The 26,992-nt window shown below is 42.1% G+C and carries 25 protein-coding genes; 2 read left to right on the top strand and 23 right to left on the bottom strand.

Going from position 1 to position 26,992, the window contains the following annotated elements; genetic code table 11:
- Positions 1–7: 7 nt before the first annotated feature.
- The 4 genes from EV690_RS14220 to EV690_RS14205 form a co-directional block, all read right to left on the bottom strand.
- Complete coding sequence (locus EV690_RS14220) at positions 8–793, bottom strand: ABC transporter ATP-binding protein (RefSeq protein WP_131913672.1); 786 nt, start codon at positions 791–793, stop codon at positions 8–10.
- Positions 790–1,536 carry an ABC transporter permease gene (locus EV690_RS14215; protein WP_396022823.1) on the bottom strand — a complete coding sequence of 249 codons (747 nt, stop codon included), beginning with the start codon at positions 1,534–1,536 and terminating at the stop codon, positions 790–792. The genes EV690_RS14220 and EV690_RS14215 overlap by 4 nt, the downstream gene beginning before the upstream one ends.
- Positions 1,537–1,639: 103 nt before the next feature.
- Positions 1,640–2,602, bottom strand: a complete 963-nt coding sequence (locus EV690_RS14210) for an ABC transporter substrate-binding protein (protein WP_131913671.1) — start codon at positions 2,600–2,602, stop codon at positions 1,640–1,642.
- A 356-nt stretch (positions 2,603–2,958) separates the two neighbouring features.
- A complete protein-coding gene (locus tag EV690_RS14205; protein ID WP_131913670.1) occupies positions 2,959–3,906 on the bottom strand; it encodes a bile acid:sodium symporter family protein in 948 nt (315 codons plus the stop codon).
- A gap of 381 nt (positions 3,907–4,287) precedes the next feature.
- On the opposite strand from EV690_RS14205, the gene mutS reads away from it, so the two are divergent.
- On the top strand, positions 4,288–6,864 hold the full coding sequence (mutS, locus tag EV690_RS14200; protein ID WP_131913669.1) for a DNA mismatch repair protein MutS: 2,577 nt from the start codon (positions 4,288–4,290) through the stop codon (positions 6,862–6,864).
- 49 nt (positions 6,865–6,913) lie between these two features.
- Here mutS and rpoS read toward each other — a convergent pair whose 3' ends face one another.
- The 11 genes from rpoS to EV690_RS14145 form a co-directional block, all read right to left on the bottom strand.
- A complete protein-coding gene (gene rpoS, locus EV690_RS14195) occupies positions 6,914–7,891 on the bottom strand; it encodes an RNA polymerase sigma factor RpoS (protein WP_131913668.1) in 978 nt (325 codons plus the stop codon).
- 55 nt (positions 7,892–7,946) lie between these two features.
- Positions 7,947–8,804 carry a peptidoglycan DD-metalloendopeptidase family protein gene (locus EV690_RS14190; RefSeq protein WP_131913667.1) on the bottom strand — a complete coding sequence of 286 codons (858 nt, stop codon included), beginning with the start codon at positions 8,802–8,804 and terminating at the stop codon, positions 7,947–7,949.
- Between the two features lie 13 nt (positions 8,805–8,817).
- Positions 8,818–9,393: a YqaA family protein gene (locus EV690_RS14185; RefSeq protein WP_131913666.1), complete on the bottom strand. Its 576-nt coding sequence runs from the start codon at positions 9,391–9,393 to the stop codon at positions 8,818–8,820.
- Positions 9,390–10,025, bottom strand: coding sequence for a protein-L-isoaspartate(D-aspartate) O-methyltransferase (locus EV690_RS14180; RefSeq protein ID WP_131913665.1), 636 nt, complete (start codon positions 10,023–10,025; stop codon positions 9,390–9,392). Before EV690_RS14180 ends, EV690_RS14185 begins: the two co-directional genes overlap by 4 nt.
- A gap of 5 nt (positions 10,026–10,030) precedes the next feature.
- Positions 10,031–10,783, bottom strand: coding sequence for a 5'/3'-nucleotidase SurE (surE, locus tag EV690_RS14175; protein ID WP_131913664.1), 753 nt, complete (start codon positions 10,781–10,783; stop codon positions 10,031–10,033).
- A 9-nt stretch (positions 10,784–10,792) separates the two neighbouring features.
- Entirely contained in the window at positions 10,793–11,815 is a 1,023-nt protein-coding gene (truD, locus tag EV690_RS14170) for a tRNA pseudouridine(13) synthase TruD (protein ID WP_131913663.1), read from the bottom strand.
- Positions 11,808–12,287 carry a 2-C-methyl-D-erythritol 2,4-cyclodiphosphate synthase gene (gene ispF, locus EV690_RS14165; RefSeq protein WP_131913662.1) on the bottom strand — a complete coding sequence of 160 codons (480 nt, stop codon included), beginning with the start codon at positions 12,285–12,287 and terminating at the stop codon, positions 11,808–11,810. Before ispF ends, truD begins: the two co-directional genes overlap by 8 nt.
- 2 nt (positions 12,288–12,289) lie before the next feature.
- The gene (gene ispD / locus EV690_RS14160; RefSeq protein WP_131913661.1) at positions 12,290–12,979 is read right to left on the bottom strand and encodes a 2-C-methyl-D-erythritol 4-phosphate cytidylyltransferase; all 690 of its coding nucleotides are present in this window, start codon (positions 12,977–12,979) and stop codon (positions 12,290–12,292) included.
- Positions 12,972–13,262: a cell division protein FtsB gene (gene ftsB, locus EV690_RS14155; protein WP_131913660.1), complete on the bottom strand. Its 291-nt coding sequence runs from the start codon at positions 13,260–13,262 to the stop codon at positions 12,972–12,974. The genes ispD and ftsB overlap by 8 nt, the downstream gene beginning before the upstream one ends.
- Positions 13,263–13,492: 230 nt before the next feature.
- Positions 13,493–14,791, bottom strand: coding sequence for a phosphopyruvate hydratase (gene eno / locus EV690_RS14150; protein WP_131913659.1), 1,299 nt, complete (start codon positions 14,789–14,791; stop codon positions 13,493–13,495).
- 51 nt (positions 14,792–14,842) lie between these two features.
- Positions 14,843–16,480, bottom strand: a complete 1,638-nt coding sequence (locus EV690_RS14145) for a CTP synthase (protein WP_131913658.1) — start codon at positions 16,478–16,480, stop codon at positions 14,843–14,845.
- A gap of 445 nt (positions 16,481–16,925) precedes the next feature.
- Here EV690_RS14145 and acs point away from each other — a divergent pair, with 445 nt between their 5' ends.
- The gene (acs, locus tag EV690_RS14140) at positions 16,926–18,839 is read left to right on the top strand and encodes an acetate--CoA ligase (protein ID WP_131913657.1); all 1,914 of its coding nucleotides are present in this window, start codon (positions 16,926–16,928) and stop codon (positions 18,837–18,839) included.
- A 10-nt stretch (positions 18,840–18,849) separates the two neighbouring features.
- On the opposite strand, the gene mazG is transcribed toward acs, so the two are convergent.
- The 8 genes from mazG to EV690_RS14100 all read right to left on the bottom strand — a co-directional run bounded on the left by mazG (position 18,850) and on the right by EV690_RS14100 (position 26,417).
- Positions 18,850–19,653: a nucleoside triphosphate pyrophosphohydrolase gene (mazG, locus tag EV690_RS14135; RefSeq protein WP_131913656.1), complete on the bottom strand. Its 804-nt coding sequence runs from the start codon at positions 19,651–19,653 to the stop codon at positions 18,850–18,852.
- Between the two features lie 116 nt (positions 19,654–19,769).
- On the bottom strand, positions 19,770–20,306 hold the full coding sequence (locus EV690_RS14130) for a GrpB family protein (RefSeq protein ID WP_131913655.1): 537 nt from the start codon (positions 20,304–20,306) through the stop codon (positions 19,770–19,772).
- 434 nt (positions 20,307–20,740) lie between these two features.
- Positions 20,741–21,127 carry a hypothetical protein gene (locus EV690_RS14125; RefSeq protein ID WP_131913654.1) on the bottom strand — a complete coding sequence of 129 codons (387 nt, stop codon included), beginning with the start codon at positions 21,125–21,127 and terminating at the stop codon, positions 20,741–20,743.
- A 132-nt stretch (positions 21,128–21,259) separates the two neighbouring features.
- Positions 21,260–21,811, bottom strand: a complete 552-nt coding sequence (locus EV690_RS14120) for a nucleotidyltransferase family protein (RefSeq protein ID WP_131913653.1) — start codon at positions 21,809–21,811, stop codon at positions 21,260–21,262.
- Positions 21,812–21,822: 11 nt separating this feature from the next.
- Positions 21,823–22,065: a putative quinol monooxygenase gene (locus EV690_RS14115; RefSeq protein WP_131913652.1), complete on the bottom strand. Its 243-nt coding sequence runs from the start codon at positions 22,063–22,065 to the stop codon at positions 21,823–21,825.
- Between the two features lie 28 nt (positions 22,066–22,093).
- Entirely contained in the window at positions 22,094–22,342 is a 249-nt protein-coding gene (locus tag EV690_RS14110; protein ID WP_131913651.1) for a hypothetical protein, read from the bottom strand.
- A gap of 330 nt (positions 22,343–22,672) precedes the next feature.
- A complete protein-coding gene (locus tag EV690_RS14105; RefSeq protein ID WP_131913650.1) occupies positions 22,673–24,787 on the bottom strand; it encodes a methyl-accepting chemotaxis protein in 2,115 nt (704 codons plus the stop codon).
- 46 nt (positions 24,788–24,833) lie between these two features.
- Complete coding sequence (locus tag EV690_RS14100; protein ID WP_131913649.1) at positions 24,834–26,417, bottom strand: ABC transporter substrate-binding protein; 1,584 nt, start codon at positions 26,415–26,417, stop codon at positions 24,834–24,836.
- Positions 26,418–26,992: the final 575 nt, after the last annotated feature.

Genomic DNA, 26,992 nt, shown 5'->3' with positions numbered 1-26,992 from the left:
AGAACGATTAAGCAGCAAATGCATCGACCATTTCTTGACGAATTTGCTCAGTAATCTGAGATTTCAAGGTCATAAATTCAGGTGAGGTTTTCAGTGTATAGTCACGAGGATGTGGAAAATCAACCGCAATTTCGGTTTTAATCCGTCCCGGGCGAGCACTAAAGATTGCCACTCGGTTCGCCATAAAAATTGCTTCGTCAATATCATGGGTCACAAACATCACTGTCGTTTTTTCCTGCTCCCAAATACCCAACAATAACTCCTGCATCATGACTCGGGTCTGGTTATCGAGGGCTCCGAATGGTTCATCCATCAACAACATTTTGGGTGAATTAGCCAAGGCTCTAGCAATTGCTGTGCGCTGTTGCATCCCGCCTGAAAGCTGTTTGGGGTAATGGTCAGCAAAATCTTTTAAGCCAACTTTATTAATATAATACTGACAAATTTCTTGCTGTTGAGTCTTACTTAAGCCCTTTTCAACTAATCCATAACAGATATTTTCTGCCACGGTTAACCATGGGAACAGTGTATAACTTTGAAAAACCATTCCTCGGTCGGCCCCTGGACCTAAAATGGGCTTGTTATTTAGCGACACTCGTCCGCTCGTTGGATTATCTAATCCAGCCACAATACGCAATAAAGTAGATTTACCACAGCCCGATGGACCAAGCACGGTGACGAAATCATTCTCCTGAATCGAAAAATCGATAGGCGTCAGCGCCTGTACAGCGCTTTGTCCTGGGCTCTGAAATGTCTTAGAGAGTTGCTCAATCGCAACAAGTGGTGAACTCATGAATAACTCCAGGCAAATAATTTACGATTAACGCGTTTGAATAACACATCACTCACCAAACCGATCACCCCAATCGTAATAATCCCAAAGATAATCTGACCGGTATTAAGCAATGACTGACTATTGACAATCATATGGCCAATCCCTCTTTGCGCACCGATTAACTCAGCAACGATCACATAGGTCCATGACCAGCCAAGTACCAAACGTAATGCTTCTGCGATATCAACCGCACTATGAGGAATGATCACACGTCTAACGACACTCGAACGAGAAGAACCTAATGTGTATGCCGCTTCAATTAAATCTTTGCGACAACTACTAACGCTCACCGCAACCATCAAAGTAATCTGGAAAAAAGAACCGATGAAAATAATCAGTACTTTTTGTAACTCACCCACCCCAGCCCATAAGATCAACAAAGGAATAAATGCCGATGCAGGAAGATAGCGACAAAAAGAAACAAATGGTTCGAGCAGTGCTTCTACGACTTTATAAGACCCCATCATAATCCCTAGGGGAACACCGATAATGGCTGACAAAATAAAACCACCAAGTACTCGAGCAATCGTCACCCAAACATCATAAGCAAAATCGTACTGAGTAAAAAGCTTCACCCCTTGCTCAAACATGGTAAATGGATCAGCTAAAAAGGTTGAAGAAACCATGCCGCTTAGAGTAACTAATGACCACAAAGCAAAAAATAGAATAAAGAAACTCACCCCAAGGATAATCCGCCACATGGGGTGAACAGGATGCAGTGGTCTAAACCACTGCTTTTTAACAGGTAAATCTCTAATTCCAACCTTGGAGGATTCTGACTTAGACATCGATAATTTGGCGTTGTTACTTAATGAACTGCCCATCATAAGTGTCCTCTATTTTAGGAAGTCTTGGCACAATACCTTCTTCGAGCATGATTTTGCCGGCTTGCTTACTAAAATTCTGCAATACACCGTGGAAGAACTGACGGTTATCTGCTTTGGTCTGCCAACGTAAGTATTTAGCAGACTGCGCAAATTCAGGGCCAGTTTGTTTCACAACGGAACCCATAATTGCATAGGATTTTTTCGGTTGCTTATGAATCATTTTAAGCGCATCAAAATAGCTGTTAACTAACGCTTGAGCAGCCTTAGGATGCTTTTTAAGCCAATCACTCTGACATCCCAAAGAGTCCATCACAATTGGGTATTGTAAAGTCGTCGCTAAAATGTGGCCCGCTTTAGGATGGTCTCGAATCTCTGACAGATATGGCTCATAAGTCATTGCCGCATCATTTTGTCCAGCCACAAACGCCTGTGCAGCCGCACTCGGAGACATGGTGTTAAGTTGCACATCTTTCATTGACATGCCATTTTTCTTTAACATCCATGCCAGAGTAAAATAAGAAGTGGTCCCTTTAGCATCGACCCCAATGGTTTTACCTTTTAAATCTTTGAAGCTTTTGATGCCGTTACGCACAGCAAGCCCATCAGCACCATATGACTTATCGAGCATCACAATCTGTTTAAGATGAACCCGTAAATCCCAGGGAATATATGTCTCAACAGTTGTGGCAGCACATTGGAGTGACCCCGAGGCAATTGATAATAAACGGTCTTTTTGCGGGATCATCTTAAGATCCACATCGACACCATTTTTCTTAAAAATACCTGCCTTATCAGCAAGGACCAGAGGTCCAAACCCCGTCCAGCCAGAAATACCAATTGCAACGGGTGTATTAGCACTAGCCTGCGTTGTATACATAAGTCCGCCCAGCAACGCTAATAAGTATCCTGATAATTTTACTTGTTTTTGTCTGTCAGTCATAACATCTAATTCCTTGTAAAGGGAAACACAAATATAAGTCTGTCTGAAGGTCAAGCAGTAAACATGCCAAAAGCACGTTTAAGATAAAATTGTATATACAGGTCGATACATCATGATTTAACCGTATCAGAACTAGTAGCGATACACCACTGATTATTATTTGACCTATTGTTTTTTGCTCAAAAATGGTGAGGAACATCCCATAAAGCACTATTTTGACGCGCTAAATGAGAGCAATACGAACGAGCATTAAACGGCAATAGTGGTTATTGTCATCTTCCACCACTATTGCCGTTGCCTATACAGCATCAGAACCATTGAGCTATGAATTAAATCGAGGCTAAAACCATTAAGCACTATTGGGTTGCTTTCGCGGGTTGAACGTTCGAACCGTCTTTAACTGAACGTTTTGACCAAAACCCAGCCATGCATGAACCAGAAATGTTATGCCAAACCGAAAACAATGTCCCAGGAACAGCTGCCGTGGCCGTAAAGAATTTCATCGCCAGCGCCGTGGCAAGTCCCGAGTTTTGCAGCCCCACTTCAAATGCAACCGTACGACAAATTGTTTCATTAAAGCGCAAAAGTCGGCAGACCCAATAACCCGCTGCCAAGCCAATCCCGTTATGTAAAATCACAGCGACCGCAACCATTGGACCAATTAGTGCTAGTTTTGAATGATTTAAAGCAACCACAATAGCAATGATCGTAATAATGACTACCATGGAAACAAGCGGAAGCACCGGCTCGATCTTAGTCACTAAACGATTGCAATAGGTATTGATTAAAATCCCTAAAATCACTGGAACTAGCACAATTTTCACCAAACTAACGATCATACTCAACGTTGGCACATCAACACTGTGGCCAGCTAAAAGTTTGACTAACAGTGGTGTCATCACAACCCCAATTAAAGTAGAAATTGCGGTCATGGTAATCGATAGTGCTACGTCGCCTTTGGCCAAATAACACATCACATTTGATGAAGTCCCTCCAGCAACACTACCGACTAAGACCATTCCGACCGTTAAATTAGTATCAAAATTAAGCAGATGACTAATCAGTACCGCACTGAAAGGCATGACAGTAAACTGCAGGATCAGGCCGGTAATAATGGCGCGCTTGCTATGGGCAACATTTAGGAAGTCTTTGCCTCGCAGGGTCAGTCCCATTGATAGCATAATAATAGTGAGCAATGGCACAATCTGACTTTTTAACGGAGCAAATAATTGCGGTTGGTTAAAAGCTAATACCGATAACAATATAGCCCACAAAGGGAATAACTGAATGATCTTTTTTAACATAGTTAGGACTCAATTACGATAAAGTTCGTTTGTTATAAACAGCCAAGTAAACAAACATTACAGCAATAATTGACTATTTTTAACCGTAGATATAGAAAAATAGCTCAAAAAAAATATTAAACCGAAAATATAGATTATAGCCACCCTTAATCTTTAAAACCCTCAAAAATCCAGGACAAAAAACTATTTAAACAATTTATTAACCTTTAATTAACAATCGCCTTCAACCATTAACCATGCATCCGTGAAACTTATAACACTCAATTTTGCTCGCTCTCAGAGTCTGTTATGATAGGCAGCTCAGTCACAAAACTATTCTAAAAACAATTTTTTACACCGGACTTAACCTTCTTGATGATTTAAGATGAGCGCGCAATATTTATGACTTCAAATAACAACCTAGCATCACATACCCCGATGATGCGTCAATATCTGACGATCAAAGCAGAACACCCCGATATTCTGCTGTTCTATCGGATGGGTGATTTTTATGAACTTTTCTTTGATGATGCTAAACAAGCCGCTCAATTACTGGATATATCTTTAACTAAACGCGGTAAGTCGGCAGGCGAACCGATTCCGATGGCCGGTGTTCCTTATCATGCAGTTGAAAGCTATCTAGCCAAATTAGTTGAACAGGGTGAGTCCGTCGCAATTTGTGAGCAGATCGGCGATCCAGCTCTAAGTAAATGCCCTGTTGAGCGTAAAGTTACCCGTATCGTCACACCTGGAACAGTCAGTGACGAGGCATTACTGGATGAACGCCGTGATAATTTACTGGTAAGCATTTGCTACCAGCAAGAAACATTCGGACTCGCATGGTTTGATATCACGAGCGGCCGTTTTGTCATTCAACAGTTTCAATCAACGGATCACCTCAGCGCCGAGTTGCAACGCCTGAATCCAGCTGAATTGCTCTATCCAGAGATGTTTGCTTACGAATCGCTCCTTGAACATTACAAAGGGTTACGCAGGCGTGGTGATTGGGAGTTTGATACGCAAACCGCAATCAACTTATTAAACCAACAATTTGGCACACAACATCTAGATGGTTTTGGCGTCAGTAGTTATCCGGTAGCACTGGCAGCGGCTGGTTGTCTATTAAACTATGTTAAAGATACCCAGCGAACCCAGTTGCCTCACTTGCGAGCCATCAGCGCCGAAAAAACTTCTCAGTATATCCAGTTGGATGCTGCAACTCGGCGCAACCTTGAATTGACGCAAAATCTGTCAGGCACTACCGATTACACACTTAGTTCCGTAGTTGATCGGTGCGTCACTGCCATGGGCAGTCGCCTACTCAAACGATGGCTACATCAACCGATCACCGATCATTCAACACTGAATCATCGGCACAATGCCATCGAACATATTATCGAGCAAGGATTAGGGGAAGCACTCCAGCCGCTGCTGCGAAACATTGGAGATATTGAGCGAGTATTGGCACGTTTAGCACTTAAGAGTGCTCGGCCCCGTGACTTAGTGCGTCTGAGAAATGCCTTTACCCAACTGCCATTATTGCAACCCATATTGCAAAGTAGTGATAACCCGCAACTGCAGCAATTAGCCCATGAAATTGGTGAATTTCCAGAATTACTCAATTTACTTGAACGAGCCATTATTGAGAATCCGCCAGTGCTCATTCGCGATGGCGGTGTAATAGCCACCGGTTACAACGAAGAGCTCGATCAATGGCGAGCACTCAGCAACGGAGCCACCGATTACTTAACTGAGGTTGAACAACGCGAACGCGACCTTACCGGAATCAATACGCTCAAATTAGGCTTTAACAAAGTACACGGCTATTACATTGAAGTCAGTCGTGGTCAATCACACTTGGTCCCTGATTATTATGTTCGCCGCCAAACCTTGAAAAACATGGAGCGCTACATTATCCCAGAACTCAAAGAGTATGAGGATAAAGTACTCTCTAGTCAGGGCAAAGCACTGGCCTTAGAAAAACGTTTATATGATGAGCTACTTGAGCAACTGTTACCGAGCATCGGTAAATTACAAAACTCAAGTGATGCCATTGCGCAACTCGACGTATTAACCAACCTCAGTGAGCGAGCCCAAACTTTGGGTTATAGTCGTCCCCAGTTAGATGATAGTGAACAGATCTTAATTGAAGATGGTCGGCATCCAGTCATTGAACAAAGCACCTCACAGCCATTTATAGCCAACCCTACCCAACTGACCGATCAGCAGCGTTTACTGATCATTACAGGTCCGAATATGGGGGGCAAATCGACTTTTATGCGCCAAAGTGCCCTGATTGTCTTGCTGGCGCATATCGGTAGTTTCGTGCCAGCAAGTCAGGCCACGATTGGAAAGATTGATCGCATATTCACTCGCATCGGAGCTTCAGATGATCTGGCAAGCGGGCGTTCTACCTTTATGGTTGAAATGACCGAAACAGCTAATATTCTGCATAATGCGACTCGTCACAGCCTGGTACTGATGGATGAAATTGGCCGAGGAACGAGTACTTATGATGGTTTATCACTCGCTTGGGCCTGTGCTGAAAAACTTTCGCAGATTGGTGCTTTAACCTTATTTGCAACCCATTATTTTGAACTCACAGAGCTGGCCCAATCATTGCCTTTTGCAGCAAATGTTCATTTAGATGCTATCGAACATGATGATACCATTGCCTTTATGCATCAAGTTCAACCAGGGGCCGCGAACAAAAGTTATGGATTGCAAGTTGCAGCTTTAGCCGGTATTCCCAAAGATGTCATTACATTGGCCCAACACAAACTTGCACAGTTAGAACAGCAGCCTGAAGAAAGGACCAAAGCCATCATGGTCGATGAAGAACGACAAACACAGCTGAACTTTTCAGAACCGAAAAAAGCCACGAACGCGGCTCTTGATAAACTAGAAACATTAGATCCAGACGACCTTTCACCCAAACAAGCACTTGAAGTACTTTACCAACTCAAGAAATTACTCTAGGGACCAATAAAAACAGCGCAATTAAGCGCTGTTTTTATCGAAAAAACGATTAAATTTTAAAAATTGATTCTAACGAAAGTCCTTGTGAACCTAAAACATCACGTAAGCGACGCAGAGCTTCCACCTGAATCTGACGAACTCGTTCCCGAGTTAAACCAATCTCTTTACCAACATCTTCTAATGTTGAAGGCTCATATCCAAGTAGTCCGAAACGCCGCGAAAGAACTTCTCGTTGTTTCGAGTTAAGCTCTTCCAGCCAACGAACGATGCTGGATTTCATATCATCATCTTGAGTCGTATCTTCTGGCCCATAAGCGTTCTCATCAGCGACAATATCCAACAGGACTTTATCGTTTTCACCACTAATGGGGCTATCGATTGAACCAATCCGCTCATTTAACCGAAGCATTTTAGAAACATCGTCGACTGGTTTATCCAGCCGTTCAGCAATTTCATCAGCGGTGGGTTCATGATCAAGTTCTTGCGCTAACTCTCTTGCTGTACGCAGATAAACATTTAATTCTTTAACGATGTGGATAGGTAACCGAATGGTACGGGTTTGGTTCATGATGGCTCGTTCAATTGTCTGACGAATCCACCAAGTCGCATAGGTAGAAAAACGAAAACCTCTTTCTGGATCAAATTTTTCAACAGCCCGTATAAGCCCTAAATTTCCTTCTTCAATCAAATCTAACAGGGCAAGGCCTCGATTATTATAACGGCGGGCAATTTTTACAACCAGACGTAGGTTACTCTCAATCATTCGTTGTCGGGATGCTTCATCGCCACGTAATGCTCGACGGGCAAATAAAACTTCCTCTTCAGCAGATAACAACGGGGAATAACCAATTTCTCCTAAATACATTTGAGTGGCATCTAAGCTTTTCGCTTGTTCCATCGCCATCAAATCATCTTGAGAATCAAAATCGGTGAAATGATCGTCTTCCGCTACAGAATCCTTTGCAGCATTTTTATAGTTACTCATTCGAGCTACGTTTACATCAACAGTGATTTTAGCTTGGCTCATGAGGTAATCTCCCTTTATAGCCCGGCTGCAAACGCGATCACGATAACAGCCAAGTTTAATGTTTCGGTAAATACCTTAATGGATTAACCGATTTACCTTTGTACCGAATCTCAAAGTGAAGCCTAACACTTGTAGTACCAGTTTCACCCATATCGGCAATGTGCTGTCCCGCTTTAACTGACTGATGCTCTTTCACCAGAATACGACTATTATGTGCATAAGCGCTCAAATAATCGTTATTATGCTTAATAATTATCAAATTGCCGTATCCACGGAGTGCATTCCCCGCATATACCACCCTACCAGCAGCCGCTGCTAAAATTGGCTGATTCCGGTGGCCAGCAATATCAATGCCTTTGTTGCCTGTTACTTTACTAGAAAATCCGCTTATGATACGACCTTTAGTTGGCCATACCCAGTGGTGTATTGGACCACTTTTATTGATATCCAGCTTATTTTTGCTTGGCACTGATTCAACATACTGCTTTGTGGGTTTTGTTACAACTCCCGTGTTACGTTTTTTAGGTTGATTTATTGTTTTTTTTGCTATTGATGGCGTTTTTTTCGAATAATGCGATCTAGATAAAGCTTTACGAGAGGTTTTCTTGTGAGATCTATGCGCTGTTTTTTGGGGCCACTTTAAGCGCAGCTTTTGACCCGCATAAATTCGATATGGAGGACGAATATGGTTCATCTGAGCCAGTGTTTTTAGATGTAATCCAGCCCGCCAAGCTATCGAATAAAGCGTATCGCCACGTTTAACTTTATACCAGGTTAAATCAAGAACCCCTTGATTGTACTTATTATAAGTCCCAGCGGCGACGACAGGCACAGGCTGCGGATCACTACTACAAGCGCTGCATAAGAAGATAACAAAAATGATGCTAATGCTGGTCCATTTTAGCCCGAACATGCCATAGCAACCATTATCTAAAAACCAAAATAGCGATAAGGGCGCCAATGACAATAATCCAACCCAGCCAGTCGATATACTGTCGAAGTTTTTCCTCCATTCTCTTGCCACCCCATTTCATCAGTCCGGCTACCAAAAAAAAGCGCATTCCCCGACCAATCAAAGAAGCAACAATAAAGGGCCAGAATAACATCTGCAATAAGCCGGCACTGATCGTAAACACTTTATAGGGAATGGGCGAGAAGCCGGCAATAAAAACAATCCAAACCCCCCATTGGTTAAACCATCCCTGCACCATCTGCATTTCACTCTGATAACCTACCGCATCAATAGCAGGCGTTAACACGTCATAAAAATAACGTCCTAAATAGTATCCTATCACTGCGCCAGTCACCGAAAATACGGTTGCGATGAGGGCAAATCGCCAGGCTTTTTGTGGCCGAGTTAATGCCATCGGAGCCAGCATCACATCCACAGGAATAGGCCAGAAAATCGATTCAACAAAACTCATTAAAGCCAAATAATATGGCGCATGTTTTTTTTGCGACCAGCGCAATGCCCAGTCATACAGAACAGTAAATATCTTCAAGCTAACTCACCGTTAATCAACGGCACAAAATGCACCGACTCGATTTGTTGTTGAAATAGCTGCGAACCCTGACGTTCAATGCGATAAAGCAATTGCTGTTCAGACCCCAGCGGAATAATCAAAATGCCACCATCGCAGAGTTGTTCGGTTAGCTGAGCGGGTAGCTCAACAGCTGCGGCGGTGACGATAATTGCATCAAATGGTGCTCGAGCTGGCCAGCCCTGCCAACCATCACCATGTTTAGTCCAGATATTATGCAAATCTAAATTATTTAACCGCCGTTTCGCCTGAAACTGCAGTATCTTAATTCGTTCCACAGAATAAACCTGCTCAAACAGCTGAGCCAGCACAGCGGTCTGAAATCCGGATCCAGTACCAATTTCTAAAACTCGGCGTGCTTTTACCTCCATCAAAAGCTCAGTCATCCGAGCCACAGTATAAGGTTGCGACAAAGTCTGTCCCTGCCCGATGGGCAATGCAGCGTTATCCCATGCTTTATGTGATAACGCCTCATCGACAAAATACTGACGCGGTAAATTAGCGATCGCAGCTAATACCTGTTCATTGGTAATTCCTTGTTCCCGCAGTTGCTGACAAAGATTGAGACTCTGCGGAGTTGTCCCCAACTGCATCGTTACTATATCTCCAATTGATTAATCCATTGTTGAGTGCTATCGAGCTGCTGATGAGCAGTCATATCGACACTCAGTGCGGTAATTGAAACATACCCTTGTTCAATTGCCGAAAAATCGGTCCCAGGACCGGCATCAGCAAGTTCTCCAGGAGGACCGATCCAGTAAATAGCTTGCCCTCGCGGATCTTCATCCACGATCACAGGCTCAGCATGCCGACGATTCCCTAATCGAGTCACCCTGAACCCTTTGAGATCTTCATACGGGCAATCGGGCACATTCACATTTAAAATGGTACTTCCTGATAAATTATAAGCACTGGCATTTTGCACCAACTTCAGCGCAACTTTTGCCGCAGTGTGATAATGAAAAGGTTGATTCCCTGATAACGATATAGCAATCGCTGGCAGTCCCATCATTCGACCTTCTGTCGCCGCTGCAACAGTTCCCGAATACAAAACATCATCGCCTAAATTGGCCCCCCGATTGATACCGCTAACCACTAAATCAGGCTGCTGCGTTAATAATGCATTGATCGCTAAATGAACGCTATCTGTAGGAGTCCCATTCACTGAGTAAAATCCGTTTTCTAGCTTTTGTACTCGTAAGGGTTGCTCCAACGTCAACGAATTACTGGCACCGCTACAATTACGATCGGGTGCAATAGTAGTCACCTGTGCAATGGTTGATAAGGCATCGCTTAAAGCCCGAATTCCCGGTGCATTTACCCCATCATCATTACTGACCAGTATTCTCATAGATTCTCCTTAGCTTGGACAAACGTTTGCTAACTCTCGAATAACACTCGTTGCATAACAACCAGCAGGTAGAAAAAATTCCAATTGTAATGTACTCGAGTCAATCACTCGCCATTGTATTTGTTCTGGAAAAACCAGTATTGCTCGACGCTCTTGTTTTAAGCGGGCTCGAACCAATCCTTCACAAAATTCAGGGTAAGCGGCTAACTGAGCTTGTTCAAATTCTCTAGCAGTACCTGACGATGATAAGTCTCCATCCCCAAACAGCGGCGCCGAAATTTGGATATCACCACTTTTTAGGCGTGCACGGAGCATGTCATCAATCGCCTCGACAACAAAAAAAGAGTGACTCCCCCTTAGCAGCACACAATCACCTACCATTAAAGTTTGCTGTAACTGATTCTGAAATCTAGCGCTAGTGACTTGATTAAACAGCATACTTCGTGCGGCTGACAAGTATAAGCCACGTTTTTCTCGATCTTTTATCCGCTTACCTGCGAACATTTGAGCTGCTTTGGTTAAATTATTACCACCATGGCCGAACCGCTGTGCCCCAAAATAATTGGGTACTCCACGATTTCTAATTAAATCTAAACGCTCCAGCAGTGCTTCTACTGAAGAGATGTTTTTTAGGGTTATAACAAACTGGTTACCTTTGAGTACGCCTCGACGCAACTTTTTATGATGACGGACAGTCTGTAAAACCTTTAACGATGAGGGCAAAGCCAACGATGCAGGGGAAACTTTAGATGAAACCGGTAATTGAATACTGAACCACTGGCTCGTCACCCCTTGTCGGTCTTTAAGGCCCGCAAAGCTAACCAATTTAGGCGACACTTTAAGGCTTTGAGCTAACGCATTGGCCGCCCAGAGCGTATTCTCGCCGCGTTTTTGCAATTGAATAAAAACATGCTCACCTTGCCCACTTGGCGCAAAAGGCAATATTTCAGTCACTTGAAAATCTTCGGGTTCAACCTTAAAAGCAGCCGTTGTCGCAGGTTCCCCATGAAAATAAGCCAGAGAATCAAGCATATTGGCTCACTAATACGACGCAATGGCAAGCAATCCCTTCTTTGCGCCCCGTAAACCCAAGCTGTTCAGACGTTGTCGCTTTCACGTTAATCTGGTCAAGCTGACTTTCCAAACACCCGCTCAATTGCTCGCGCATCTGGTCAATATACGGCGCCATTTTGGGTGCTTGAGCAATAATAGTGACATCCAGATTGACCAGCTGATAGCCTTTTTCTCTCACCCTCTGGTAGACCTTTTTGAGCAACTCCCGGCTGTCGATACCTTTATATGCGGGATCAGTATCAGGAAAATGATGACCAATATCCCCCAGAGCTAAAGCGCCCAACAACGCATCACACACAGCATGCAACGCAACATCCCCATCAGAATGGGCGATAAATCCCTGTTCATAAGGAATTTTAACCCCATTAATGGTTAATGGTCCGACGCCGCCAAAACGATGTACATCAAAACCATGTCCGATTCGAATCATATTTACCTCTTTTGCCGTGCCAAAATAAACTCAGCTAAAGCCAAATCTTCAGGATGTGTCACTTTTAAGTTGTCCTGGCGACCCACGACTAAATGAACCGTTTCCCCTGCCCATTCCATAGCCGACGCTTCATCGGTGACATTCACACCACCGATTAATGCATCACGCAAAACCCTGCGTAGTTTATCACACGGAAAACTCTGAGGAGTCATCGCATGCCAGAGTCGGCTCCGATCAACGGTATGATCAATGACATGATTAGCCATCGCGCATTTCATCGTGTCACGTACAGGGCTTGCTAAAATAGCACATTGATTGAGTTCGGCCCGTGCAATCAACTTATCCAGATCATCTTTGACTAAACAGGGGCGCGCCGCATCATGCACCAAAACCCAGTGCGTTGAATCGATGACATCCAGTGCCGCTAATACCGAGTCCACACGTTGCTCGCCACCGATTACTGTCGATATTTTAGAATGATTGGCTATCTGAAGGCCAGCAAACCAGTGATCTTGAGGATGAAGAGCAATCACCACACGTTCAATAGCAGGGTGTTCTATAAACAATCGGGCACTATGCGACAACATCGCCTGACCATTAATCGGCAAATATTGTTTTGGATAATCACAGGCCATTCGCTGGCCGATTCCAGCCGCGGGAATCACGGCGGTAAAGCTTAAAGGTTTATTCATTCGATTTAGATTGAGCAGGAATAAAGCGATAGAAAGTTTCGTTTTGACGGATCAGGCCTAATTCGTTGCGAGCATGTTCTTCAACGGCAGCATCGCCATTGCGCAGATCATCAATCTCTGCTTTAAGAACTTTATTACGCTGCGTTAGCTTTTGATTTTTCTGCAGTTGTTCAACTACTTCGTGTTTTGCCTGAAAATAATCGCTGAGCGAATTTTTACCAAACCATAAGTCGTATTGTAGCAATAGCAGCAATGCCAATAGTATTAAGGTTAACAACCGCATGAAGCCTCCTCCAAAGTGCAGCCGATCATCCCACATTCGCTCGTAATACTCCACTATTGAATCATTACCCAAAATACATTTTAACCTTAAGTATATCAGGCTGTTTTTTAAAACGCCGTTGTTTTACCTTGTCAGCCAAGAGCCATACTGGCATAAAAAAACCCAGCCTACATAAGCAGGCTGGGTTTAACGTTTAATAATCAGTGATCGCTACCACATGGGCAAGGATATTACTGACCTTTAACTTCTTTCAAACCATTAAAAGCTGCTTTTTCACCCAGAGCTTCTTCGATACGAATCAGCTGGTTATATTTAGCAACACGGTCACTACGACTCATAGAACCAGTTTTGATTTGACCTGCAGCAGTACCAACTGCCAAATCAGCAATAGTTGAATCTTCAGTTTCACCACTACGATGAGAAATAACAGTGGTATAACCTGCATCTTTAGCCATTTTAATAGCAGCCAAAGTTTCAGTCAGTGAACCGATCTGGTTAAATTTAATCAGAATTGAGTTAGTAATACCTTTTTCAATCCCCTGTTTGAAGATTTTGGTATTAGTGACATACAAGTCATCACCAACCAATTGGATTTTATCGCCTAAAACTTTAGTTTGATATGCGAAACCATCCCAGTCAGATTCGTCTTGACCGTCTTCAATAGAAACGATTGGATATTCTTTAGTCAGTTCTTCTAAATAATGAGTGAACTCTTCAGAAGTGTAAGTTTTACCTTCACCTTTAAGTTCATAGTTACCAGTTTCTTTGTTGTAGAATTCTGAAGCAGCACAGTCCATAGCCAGAGTGACATCCACTCCCAACTCGTAACCTGCAGCAGCAACAGCTTCTTTGATAACGGCCAAAGCTTCAGCATTAGAACCTAAGTTAGGTGCAAAACCACCTTCATCACCAACAGCAGTGTTCATACCACGACCTTTAAGCACTTTAGCCAAGTTGTGGAACACTTCTGAACCGATGCGAACAGCTTCACGCAGAGTTTTCGCACCCACTGGCTGGATCATAAACTCTTGGATATCAACGTTGTTGTCAGCATGTTCACCACCGTTAAGGATATTCATCATTGGCAGTGGCATTGAATACTGACCGTGAGTGCCATTCAGTACTGAGATATGTTCATAAAGAGGCATACCTTTGGCAGCTGCAGCCGCTTTAGCATTCGCTAAAGAAACCGCCAAAATAGCATTTGCACCAAAGTTAGATTTGTTTTCAGTACCGTCTAAATCGATCATAACTTTATCGATGTTAGCTTGGTCCTGTGCATCTTTACCAATCAGAGCTTCAGCAATTGGACCATTCACAGCACCAACCGCTTTTAATACGCCTTTACCCATGAAGCGAGACTTGTCAGCATCACGCAGTTCCAAAGCTTCACGAGAACCAGTCGAGGCACCTGATGGCGCAGCAGCCATACCGACGAAACCACCTTCCAAGTGAACTTCAGCTTCAACAGTTGGATTACCGCGTGAATCGATGATTTCACGACCAATGACTTTAACGATGTTAGTCATTTTTAACTTCCTCTAGTTTATAGATAACGAATTTAAAACGTATTTTGCTTATTAGGAATTACGTTGCTTATTGTATTCCCCAGCCGCAGCCACAAAGCCCTCAAATAAAGGATGTCCATCGCGAGGTGTTGACGTAAACTCAGGATGGAACTGCGATGCAATAAACCACGGGTGGTTTGGATTCTCAATAATTTCTACTAGCTTTTTATCAGCAGACAAACCGGTGACGTTTAAACCTGCCGCTTCAATTTTTGGTAACAGGTTATTATTGACTTCGTAACGGTGCCGGTGACGCTCATAAATAGTCGCACTTGAATAAAGCTGGCGTACTTTACTGCCTTCTTTGAGATGACACAACTGCGCACCCAGGCGCATCGTCCCACCTAAATCAGAATCTTCATCACGAACTTCAACCTCACCATCTTCATTAATCCACTCAGTAATCAAACCGACAACTGGATATGGTGTTTTCGTTTCAAATTCTGTTGAATGGGCATCAGTCATCCCGGCGACATTACGGGCAAATTCAATCAGTGCAACCTGTAATCCCAGACAAATTCCCAAATATGGAATTTTATTTTCGCGAGCATACTGTGCCGCTAGAATTTTACCTTCAATCCCACGTGAACCAAACCCGCCCGGCACCAAAATGGCATCCAATTCAGCGAGCATATCAGTTCCTTTAATTTCTAGATCTTGGGAATCAATATACTTAATTTTAACACTCAAACGATTTTTCAACCCACCATGTTTAAGCGCTTCATTAACAGATTTATAAGCATCAGGAAGCTCAACATATTTACCAACCATACCAATCACTATTTCTTTGGTTGGATTCGCTTCTTCATAGATAACTTGTTCCCATTCACTTAAATCAGCTTCAGGACAATCAAGCGCAAAGCGATGCGTCACAAGCTCATCCAAACCTTGCGATTTTAAAAGCGATGGGATCTTATAAATACTGTCAACATCACGCAATGTAATCACGGCGCGTTCAACCACATTCGTAAACAGCGCAATTTTGCTACGCTCATGCGCGGGTACGGGATGTTCACTACGGCAAATCAAAATATCGGGCTGAATACCAATCGAACGAAGCTCTTTTACCGAGTGTTGTGTAGGTTTTGTTTTGACTTCGCCGGAAGCTGCCAGATAAGGCACCAGAGTCAGATGCATAAACATGGTGTTTTCACGACCCAGTTCCGTTGCTAACTGACGAATGGCTTCTAAGAAAGGTTGCGATTCAATATCACCGACTGTCCCACCGATCTCAACCAGCGCAACATCAACCCCTTCACCACCAGCAATAATACGTTCTTTAATTGCATTGGTAATATGAGGAATAACCTGAATCGTCGCCCCCAAATAATCGCCACGACGTTCTTTACGCAAAACATCTGCATAAATGCGTCCGGTAGTGAAGTTATTACGACGGGACATCTTGGTACGGATAAACCGTTCATAATGACCCAGATCCAGATCAGTTTCAGCGCCGTCTTCGGTGACGAACACTTCACCATGCTGAATCGGGCTCATCGTCCCTGGATCCACGTTGATATAGGGATCCAGTTTCATGATAGTGACTTTTAAACCACGGGCTTCCAGAATTGCAGCCAGTGATGCTGCAGCAATACCTTTCCCAAGCGAGGACACAACGCCCCCGGTAACAAATATATATTTTGTAGTCATGCCGAACCTGAAAGTAAGGATAAAACGGTGAATTAGGAATTTCAAAAGACGGGGCAGTAGTATAACAGCGTGCTAATCTATCCACAATTCAAACGTCTCTTCCAACGGGTTTTGCCTCTAGCTTTTTTCAACTGGTAGCAATATAACAGCGCCAGTATGGCATTATTTTGTTACAAATCAATTTTTGTAATTTTCTTTCAGAAAAAGCTGCAAACATTACAGCTTTTTCTCCTGTAGTGCCGCAAGAACACCCAACAATGGTCACATTTTTAGCAAAAAATACTTGGGAAATTATCGTTAAAAATCAATATATAATTAATTTTTATTTAAAATTCAAATACATATAAAAAACTAATTAAATTTCGTAAAAAAAACATTTGTTTTGAATGTTATATCTCCGGCTTATATGATGAAACTATATACGGCTAACCAAGAGTTAATAATAATGTTTAATAAAATCAATACGTTAGGTGGATATTTTCATGAGTATCAAAAGAGTGTCAGCGAACCTGAAAAATTCTGGGCCCAACAGGCCGATTCTTTCTATTGGCGTCAACGCTGGACCCATGTGACCCAATGGGATTTTGAAAAACCGACCATTAACTGGTTTTGCAATGCAAAATTAAACATCACCGAGAACATCTTTGAAAAAAACCTCTATACCCATGGTGAGCAGATCGCCATTGACTGGGAACCCAATGACCCCAACGAAGCGAGCCGCCAATATACTTATCAGGAATTATTAAGTGTTGTTAATCAAACTGCGAATGCATTAAAACGTGAAGGCATAAAAAAAGGGGATACGGTTATCTTATATATGCCAATGGTCCCAGAGCTGGTCATTGCAGTACTCGCTTGTGCCAGAATTGGTGCGATTCACTCCGTAGTCTTCGCTGGATTCTCCGCCCAAGCGCTAGCTGATCGCGTTCGCGATGCGGAGGCTAAGATTGTTCTCACCGCTAATTTTGGCTATCGCGCCGAGAAGACCATCGCCTTAAAACAGATCGTTGATGAAGCATTGGAGAAAAGCGACCTCGTCCAACGCGTGGTGGTCTACCAGCGCACCCAAAAAGAAGTGCCATTAAAAAAAGATCGCGATATTTTATGGGATGAATTTTTAGCAGACACAAGTACTGATTGTCCTGCCGAAATTCTTGACAGTGAAGATCCACTTTTCATCCTTTATACATCAGGTTCAACAGGCCAGCCAAAAGGGATTGTCCACTCGACGGGTGGCTATATGGTCTATAGTGCCTACACATTTGCTAATGTTTTCCAATACCAAGACGGCGATGTTTATTTTTGTACTGCCGATGTTGGATGGATCACAGGCCATTCCTATTTAGTCTATGGTCCATTATTAAATGGCGCTCATATTGTTATGTATGAAGGCGTTCCAAGTTGGCCTGATTCTGGACGGATGTGGGATATTGTCGGCAAATATCAAGTCACTCATTTTTATACGGCACCAACGCTGATTCGTGCTTTATTAACCATGGGCAATGAGTATCTCGAAGGTAAGGCATTAAGTTCTCTTAAAGTGATCGGCACCGTTGGCGAACCCATCAATGAAGATGCCTGGCACTGGGTGCATGATCACATTGGTCAAAATCGTTGCCCAGTGGTCGACACCTGGTGGCAAACTGAAACAGGCGGTGTCATGATTGCGCCTATCGCGGGTGTCACCCCAACAAAACCTTCATTTGCGACACTCCCTTTACCCGGTATTCAACCAGTGATTATCGACAATGATGGTCAAGAGCAGCGAGGTAACTCGGTAGAAGGTAACCTCTGCATTCGTTATCCATGGCCAGGCATGGCACGCAGTATTTGGGGCGATCATGAACGGTTTAAACAAACCTACTTTAGCCAGTTTGAGCACTACTATTTTTCTGGCGATGGTGTACGACGCGATGAAGATGGTTATTACCGTATCCTAGGTCGTGTTGATGATGTTATTAATGTCTCTGGACACCGTTTGGGTACCGCAGAGATAGAAAACGCGATCAACGAACACCCATTGGTCAATGAATCGGCCGTCGTAGGCTACCCTCACCCGATCAAAGGTCAGGGAATTTATGCCTTTGTTGTTTGCCCACAGACTTCAACCGGTGGTGAAGCGGGTATTAAACAGAGTATTGAACAGGGCGTCAATAAACTCATCGGCCCAATCGCGAGACCAGATTTGATCCAGCTTGTGCCGAATCTGCCTAAAACCCGCAGTGGTAAAATTATGCGCCGTATTCTGCGCCAGATTGCCGCTGGCGATGCTACCTCACTAGGGGATATATCAACACTACTTGATGAACAGATTGTAGATATTATCATCAATGAAGCACTCGTTGATGTAAAACGCTAACCCGATAGGCTCAGTGAGATTGCTCCTGAGCCTTCACTTCAATCCAGTAATTTTCCAGCTCGTCTAAGGAATGTTCGCTGATGGTTTTATCACTGTCGGATGCGAATTGTTCAACTTGACGGAAGCGGCGCTCAAATTTCTCATTGGCTTTTCGCAGCAACGTTTCACTGTCAAAGCCGTGCTTACGAGCCAAATTGACACTGGCAAATAACAGATCACCAATCTCTTCGGCTAACGCATCGCTATCCTCACGCTGTTGCTCTACTCGGACCTCTTCAAGCTCTTCAGCCACTTTATCTGTCACCTGCTGAGCATTGTCCCAGTCAAACCCAACATTTGCAGCGCGCTTTTGCAGCTTTTGAGCTCGGCTCAACGCAGGTAACGCCAAAGGAACATCATCCAGCACACTCTGCGCTTTTTTATCGGCTCGCTCTTTGGCTTTTTCAGCCTCCCAATTAGCGTTAACTTGCGCTTCACTAGCAAACTGTGCGCAGCCAAATACATGAGGATGACGGCGTAAAAGCTTTTCACATAACCCATCGATAATTGCAGCAAAATCAAATTGTTGATTCTCTTTAGCAATTTGCGCGAAAAAAACCACCTGAAATAACAGATCGCCTAACTCTAAACGCAACGCATCATCATCACTCAGACGCACTGCTTCAGCTACTTCATATACTTCTTCAATAGAATGAGGAACCAATGTCTCGAAGCTCTGACGCAAGTCCCAAGGACAGCCTTGTTGAGGATCACGCAGTCGTGCCATGATTTCCAATAACGTATCAAACGTGTAAGGCGGTTGAAAAACCGACATAAAAATTCCTTTAAAAAAACGGTAAATTATTTTCCCGCATGATTTACCTAAAAAGCAACTGGCTCAGAGCTGATGACACATTAAAAATCGGTATTCAGCGAACCGTAACCGATTTTCTAACCCATTTTTGAGGAAGGAAATTTCCAGCATAAAGCCTTGGCTTCATGCTCTTTAATAAAGCTGTCTTTGTAGTTGCAATAGACATCAATATCATGATTACAAATGGCCGCCCCTTCTTGCTTTAACGTGCCGTATACCGACGCAATTTCTGGAAACGCAATTAAATAATCGCGAAACGCGATATGTCTTTTTACCTCTAAAGAACCAACCAAAAAAGCATGAACTTGATGACTGCGTTGGATACCACCTTTTTGGAAATAACGTCTCCCCTTTATACCGAACTCCCCTTTCGCTTGATATCCAAGGGATGCCATCAGATGACTTTCACTATCCAACACTTCTAGTGAATTGACTTCAATGAGGATATCGATGATGGGTTTGGCACAAAGACCTTGAACAGAAGTACTGCCGATATGATGAATGGCCATCACATTGTCTAGACTCAAGGTCGACTGCAGCAGTGTTTTCTCCTGGCTAAACGCATCAACCCATGAATCACGATAATCAACCACTTCAATGATTCTCGAACGCATTCTTGCTCCACTTTTTAAACATCCAACAAAAGGATAAAACTCTATAGTCTTCACCCAATCAAACCAGCGGCAGTCCCAATAATAGACCGGACTTAACAGACCATTGCTTTGATCTTTTGATATATTGCTATGTCTATTCTATGTGCATGCCAACTGCATTTGGAAGCTCTGCATATTTCAATCCAAATTTTGCATCCTTAACACCAGCGCATTTCACAAGAGAAGATTACCAACGCGTCCCTCTCACTGGCCCCATTACAGCGTAAACACAAATCAGCAAGCTTTAAAAGTAGCGCAAAACTACTCGCTGTATCTCAATAGCTCTCCTATGTGATATTCGCTGAGATCAGTTACCAAATCGACTAGGCACTACATTTTGCGACGTAAAATTGGTGGCAGTACAAAATCGACGGCGTATTTTGTAATGTTCATCTTTATAACCGACGCTCCCCTGTCGGCTGCGCATTTAATTCTAAGTTAGCGCAATAATTACTACTCATCTGAGCCAAATAGTCTAAATCTTGCAACTGCGATAAATTAACCGGGCGGACCGTACATAACGGCGCATGTCCTCCAAGGTTTATATGGGTTAAATAAAACCCATTACCTGAGCCGTTAATTCCAAAGCAACTCATCCCAACAGATACAGCTAACGAACGATAAGGCTCGAAATCAAACTCATAAAAATCCATGTTGATGATGTCTGAAGGGCCAACCTTATAGCTCTGAGTGTAAGACCAAAGATCACTCAGAACGTTATCTTGCGTCTTCAACAATGCCTCAACTTCATTGAAATTTTTCAATACAACATGTTGTTCCACGACGACCTCCACCAGTACAAAACGGAATAAGAACATAGCGCTTTGTCATACTCTCATGACACTATCACCAAGGTATCGCAATGCGCCGCTTATTAAAAATGCCGCGCGTGAGTCATCGCCCTGTTCAGTTTGTTATAGGACAACTCGCAAAGAAGGCCAGATGGTCAGCCACCCTTTTGAATTGACGCGATTTTCAAAGGTCTCTCTTAACCTTTTGGGATTATATGTGATGCAGTAATTAAATAGAGATTCAAGCTCAAAGGCAGCAATACACTCATACTGGTTTAATTCAGTTTGACGAATTGCAATTGCTGTTTCTTTTTCAGGCCAATAGCTCATTGCATCCAAAGAGCTTTGATAAGGTTCGTCACCATTACGCACATGCATTTTCGCTTGATTGCGAACTTGCCAGTTAAACTGGGGCATATGCTCTTTTAACTGTGCTTCATACTTTAAATAGGCATTAGGGGGGCGCTCGGTAGGGTCAAAATAGATCACATCCACATCATTCAGAGGCGTTGAAACTTTATAATAGTGCAATGTGTCCCAAACTAGGTTTCGGACGAATCCTGCGGCAACATAGCACTGAGGCAAAGCTAATTGAGACACGCACTTCAGCGCCTCGACTCTAACGGGATCCTGTTTGATGAGATCGACGATCGCATCTATCTTACTTTGTGCCATGATGATGCTCTTTATTCAACCACACTGTAGTAATAAGGACGCCCTGATTCAAACATATTGATGAGTGTTTCTGGCAAAAATCCGCCAAGTTTAGCAGGACCTAAAAGTACTTTTAAATACTCGATATGCGCATGTAAATCTTCTTCTGATTCCCATTGTTCATAAAGCACGAATTCTGTTGGCACATCTATACGTTGATTAAACGAATAAGATATACAACCTTTTCGTTTTCCAACGGTCTCTTTCGTTAGCATAGAGGCGCTATGCCACTACACCCAATTGCTATAAGTGTTCTCTGCATATTTCATCCAACTCTTCCAAAACTATGCCTAAAGCAGAGCTTTCTTCATTTTTTTTGAAATTTTCTGCGAGCGCTTTTTGAAGTGTTAACAACTCATCTTTCTCACACCGTAAGTGCCATGTATCGGCCTTCGACGGTGCTCCAACGATTTGAGATATTAATAAATTTGAAAGCTTAAAATTCTCGAGAAGAATCAACGCTCCCATTTGCGACATACTGAAATGAATCATTTTGACTCTTCAACAACGATCAAAAACATCTCCGCCTAAATACATAACGCCCGCTTAAGCAGTGCAGTAACTCAGCCTAAATTCCTGTTGCATCGAGCCTTAAACACTCAATATTAGTTCGAAATAAAAATGCTATGCATAAAAAATCTGCTTGAAGTGTTAGCTATAAAACTAACTCAATTAACAAAGAAACGAAACTGTCCTCTTTTTTATCCATATTGTCTATTCTTAGCCTTTTAAGGCTTAAGCTGAGACAATGGCACAAAACTCAGAACAGTCTCTTTTCGTTGATCTCTGCATTTACTGACTGACTATTTTTGACAAAGACATTTACAACCGACGGCTAGAATGACTAGATTCAGAGCTAAGGGTAAATTTCTCCACAATACCTTTAAGTCCAGACGACATCTCTGTTAGTTTCTGAGAAGTACCAGCCCCCTCCTCAGCTTCTGATGTTGTTTCAACATTTTTAGCAGCGATACGATTTAAATTATTACTTGTATCATTAATGGTTCTAGCCTGTTCCTCAGAAGCAATCGCAATATTCCCCATCAAATTGCAGACCTCTTCAATAGAATCAACTATTTCTTTAAGGCTCTCAGATGAGTGTTCAGAAATTTCTGCACCGACTTTCGTTTTTTCAACCACGACATCAATTAACTTAGCTGTTTCATTGGCCGCTTTTGTACTTTGTGCTGCTAAAGCACGAACTTCATCGGCAACCACAGCAAAACCTCTGCCTGATTCACCGGCTCTGGCAGCCTCAATCGCCGCATTTAAGGCTAACAGATTCGTTTGGTTTGCAATGTTTTCTATCGCTGAAAGAATAGAAGAAATATTGCTGCTAGCCTCTCTGATATCATTCATAGCTGACACGGTTTTACTAGCAAGTTCACTACCGAGCGAAGCCGACTGCTTCGCTTTTTGACCCAGTTCATCAGCCTCCTTAGCCGTGTTAGCCGTGGTATTGACTTGCTCGTTTACCTCAACTATCGCTACTGAAATCGACTGTATTGATTGTTCAGAACTTGCTGTATTAGACAATATTGTTTCGCTGGAAAGCATGACCTTATTGCTCTGCTCAACGATGCTATTGGTATAACCTGAAATATCAGTCACGATACTTTTCAAATCAGCATTTGTTTTAATCAGTGCATTGGTGATGACATCTTGTTGGCCTTTAGACGTTAAATTACTGGTCAAATCACCTTCTGATATTTTTTCTAAACTACTCACGAACACCGTATCCAGCTCTTCAGCAAAATTATCTAACGACGATGCCATATCGCCAAGTTCATCTGAGCGTTTTATGTTTGTTCTCTTACGAACATTACCACTTGCCAATTGATTAACGATTTCGGTCATTTTAAGAATAGGATTGGTAATAGAGCGACTCAATACAATACCTATTGCAATGATAATGACAGCTATAACTATGATTGAATATATAATGACCCATTTGATTGCATTCACCGATGCAAAAGCTTCCCCCCGTGACTTTTCTGCTACAATCGCCCATGTTGTTCCTTCAAATTTTAAGGGTGCATAGGCCGACAACACTTCACGCCCTAAATAACTATCGATCAATTTTGAGCCTGTTTTCCCCGACAGGGCATCGTCAATGGCGATACTTTTTGCTTTATTACTCTCTGGATTAGCAAATGCATTCACAACCGAATAACGGGCACTATCCAAATAAGAGTTAGAACGCATTAAATGATCTTTACCAACGAGAAATGTTTCACCTGTTTCTCCAAGCCCCGAGCGCTGGGACATAATGTCATTAATGACCTCTCCGGACAGTTCTAAGATAATGACCGCGACGACATCGCCACGTAAATTAAACACAGGCGCACCAATAAAGAATCTTGGAGTATTATTCCGATAGTTATAGGGTGTGAAGTCCTGAAACGCTACACGCTTTGTTTCTAACACTTTTTTCCATAGTAATGAGATTGGATTTTTTTTATCGAAGTTCTTCTTAACATTTAAACCAAGCTCTTTACCTTTTTTCACACTATATATAATATGTCCCTTGCCAGCAGACAATAATAAAAGGTCCCGATACCCCAGAACATCTACATATTTTAATAGATTTTGACTCCGCTCTTTCCAAATGGCTTTATAGTCTATATTGTCGACACCAAATTTATCATTTTCAGAATTAATTTCTTCTAGCTCTTGATACACTTGCAGCGCACGGTATAAATCAAATATATCTCTACTATTTGATAGAATAGAAATGTCTTTTTTAGCACCATCAAGATAGCTTTCTATTTGACTTGCCTTAACATCTCGTGAACTTACCAGTTGTGCTAAGGCGTTACTTTCCAGTGCTGAACTGGATTTCATTAATGAAATCGCAGCAACAATTGCAACTGGCAATATCCCTATTAAAGAAAAAATCAGCAACAATTGACTTCTAAGTTTTAATTTCATTTTCATATAGCTATCTCGATAAAAATAATTTTTTTCAACATTTGAGCAGTGGCTACTTATCTCCGTTATTTTTTATCGACCAGTGATCATCGCTCACTTCAATATCCCATAATGGCAGAGAAGCCATTGGTAATGGGGTGTAAGAAACCTTTTTATTGACTGCAACGACCTTGTTAGGTGCCGGGACAACAAGCATATAAGCATTTTTGTAAACATGGTTTATCATTTTCGTTAGAACTTCACTGAACTGTGGCGTATTAGCAGTGGCTCTAAACATTTCATCAATATACTTACCCATCAGAGGATCCGCTGGCATCGTACTCCAAACACTATTTGGCTGATAAACAAAGGTTGCAGCCCATGGGTGATTGAAGTACCAATCATCATCACCCCACACAATCAAATCCCATGATTTTGTGTTTTTACCCGCGTTGGTAGACAAAATTTGTTTAAAAATGGTCGTTTCATCAACAATTTCAAAATCAAGTTTCACACCAACTTTACGTAAATCTCTGTCCAATGAACGCCAAAGAAACATGTACTTCTGTTGTGTCAGTACTTTCAGTTGTAGCCCATCTAAAGTACTCTTTAGTTCTTGCCGTATTTCTTTTGGTGACTCAATTTCTGAATAGGCCTTCAGATTTTTCACTGCATCTTTAACACCAGGAAAATTAGGTGAAGCTAGCGTAGGCTTGATTTGACCATAACCAGAAAATGCATAATTTAATAGCTCCCGCTGGTCTATTGCCCGGTTCAGAGCAAGACGAACTTTTTTATCTTTTAATTTTTCATTACCATTAATCATATTGATATGAATGGCTATATTATCTGTTGATGGCCCAGTAACTAATTTAGCATAAGGAGAGGAACTGACTAATTTAACGTCAGAAAATGCAATTGGCATAATATCCAGATGGCCTTCGGATTCCATGATGTCATATAATGCGACCTTGGAATCTAACTTCGTGTAAATAGTGAATTTTTCTACTTTCACTGAATCCTTATCATAGTAGTAAGGGTTAGCAATTAATACTGCTTTATCTGTTTTTCTATCACCTTCTATATAACCTTCACTAAGAATATAAGGCCCTAATCCATAAGGACCAGCTTCTGCCAAATTCGGGCAGGTTGCCTTACCATTCCAGCCAAACTTTTTGAGATATTTTGTTGTATAAAATTGAATCCAAATCACATCATTCAGAAATGTTCCATACTTTTCTTTTAAATAAAACCTTACCGTATAATCATCAACTTTTTCGGCGTGATCATATACGGTATTAATTTTGCTAAATAAAAAAGGTTTCTTTTTAAAGTACTTCATATTTTCAATGACCGAATCGGCATTGAATGGCGTTCCATCTTGGAACTTAACACCCTGTCTTAATTTAAATTCATAGATGGTATCGCTAATTTTTGAATGGGATGTGGCCATATAGTATTCCCAACCACGTTCATTATTAGCGGGTCTTAAAAGTGAACCATTGACAGCATGGGATGTGTAAAGATAAGGAAGACTTGAGACATATATTTTGACATGTGAACCTTTCACTGGTGCGGCACCAGCCATCGGTAAAAAAGATAGAATAAAAAATACCAAGAGTAATGAAAATGTGTTGCGTAAAAATGAACTACACATATGTTTCTCCGAAACTCAGCAACATAGAGCGAATGATTGATTAGCTTTATCATTCATCTAGTTTTATCAATAAATATTAAACCAGACTATAAGCTCTGATTTGTCAATCTATCATGATGATTAAGCAAACTCGTATCCCTGTTCACTCTCTAGCATCATCATATTTTTTATCTATTTTTTACTTTAAAAAAAGCATAGCAGCTGTTTTGGGGAGTGCAAAAAAATAATATGTTGCTTTTATGAAAACATATGTTGAATTTATGAAAATAGTATTTTACTACTCATGGTAATTATTTGAATCACAGACAATTATCTAAATACCTTTTAGTTAGATAGAATAACTACAAAGGTATTTATGAGCAGCAAACATGACCCCGAAGAAGTTAACATTGAAGCCAGTGAATAAATCACTGTAGCTGGCCATTCTGACACGGAGGCAGCCGACTGTTTAAGTACGACCACCGACAGGCCTATATGCATGGATTAAACGCTATGGCCCTTATTATGAATACAAAAATGAATCAGAATATAGACATGGGTGTTGAGATAGCGCTGACCATTCAACCCGCAAAAAC

The sequence above is a fragment of the Celerinatantimonas diazotrophica genome, from assembly GCF_004339545.1.
Taxonomy (GTDB): Bacteria; Pseudomonadota; Gammaproteobacteria; order Enterobacterales; family Celerinatantimonadaceae; genus Celerinatantimonas; species Celerinatantimonas diazotrophica.
This window is presented reverse-complemented; position numbering and strand designations above follow the sequence as displayed.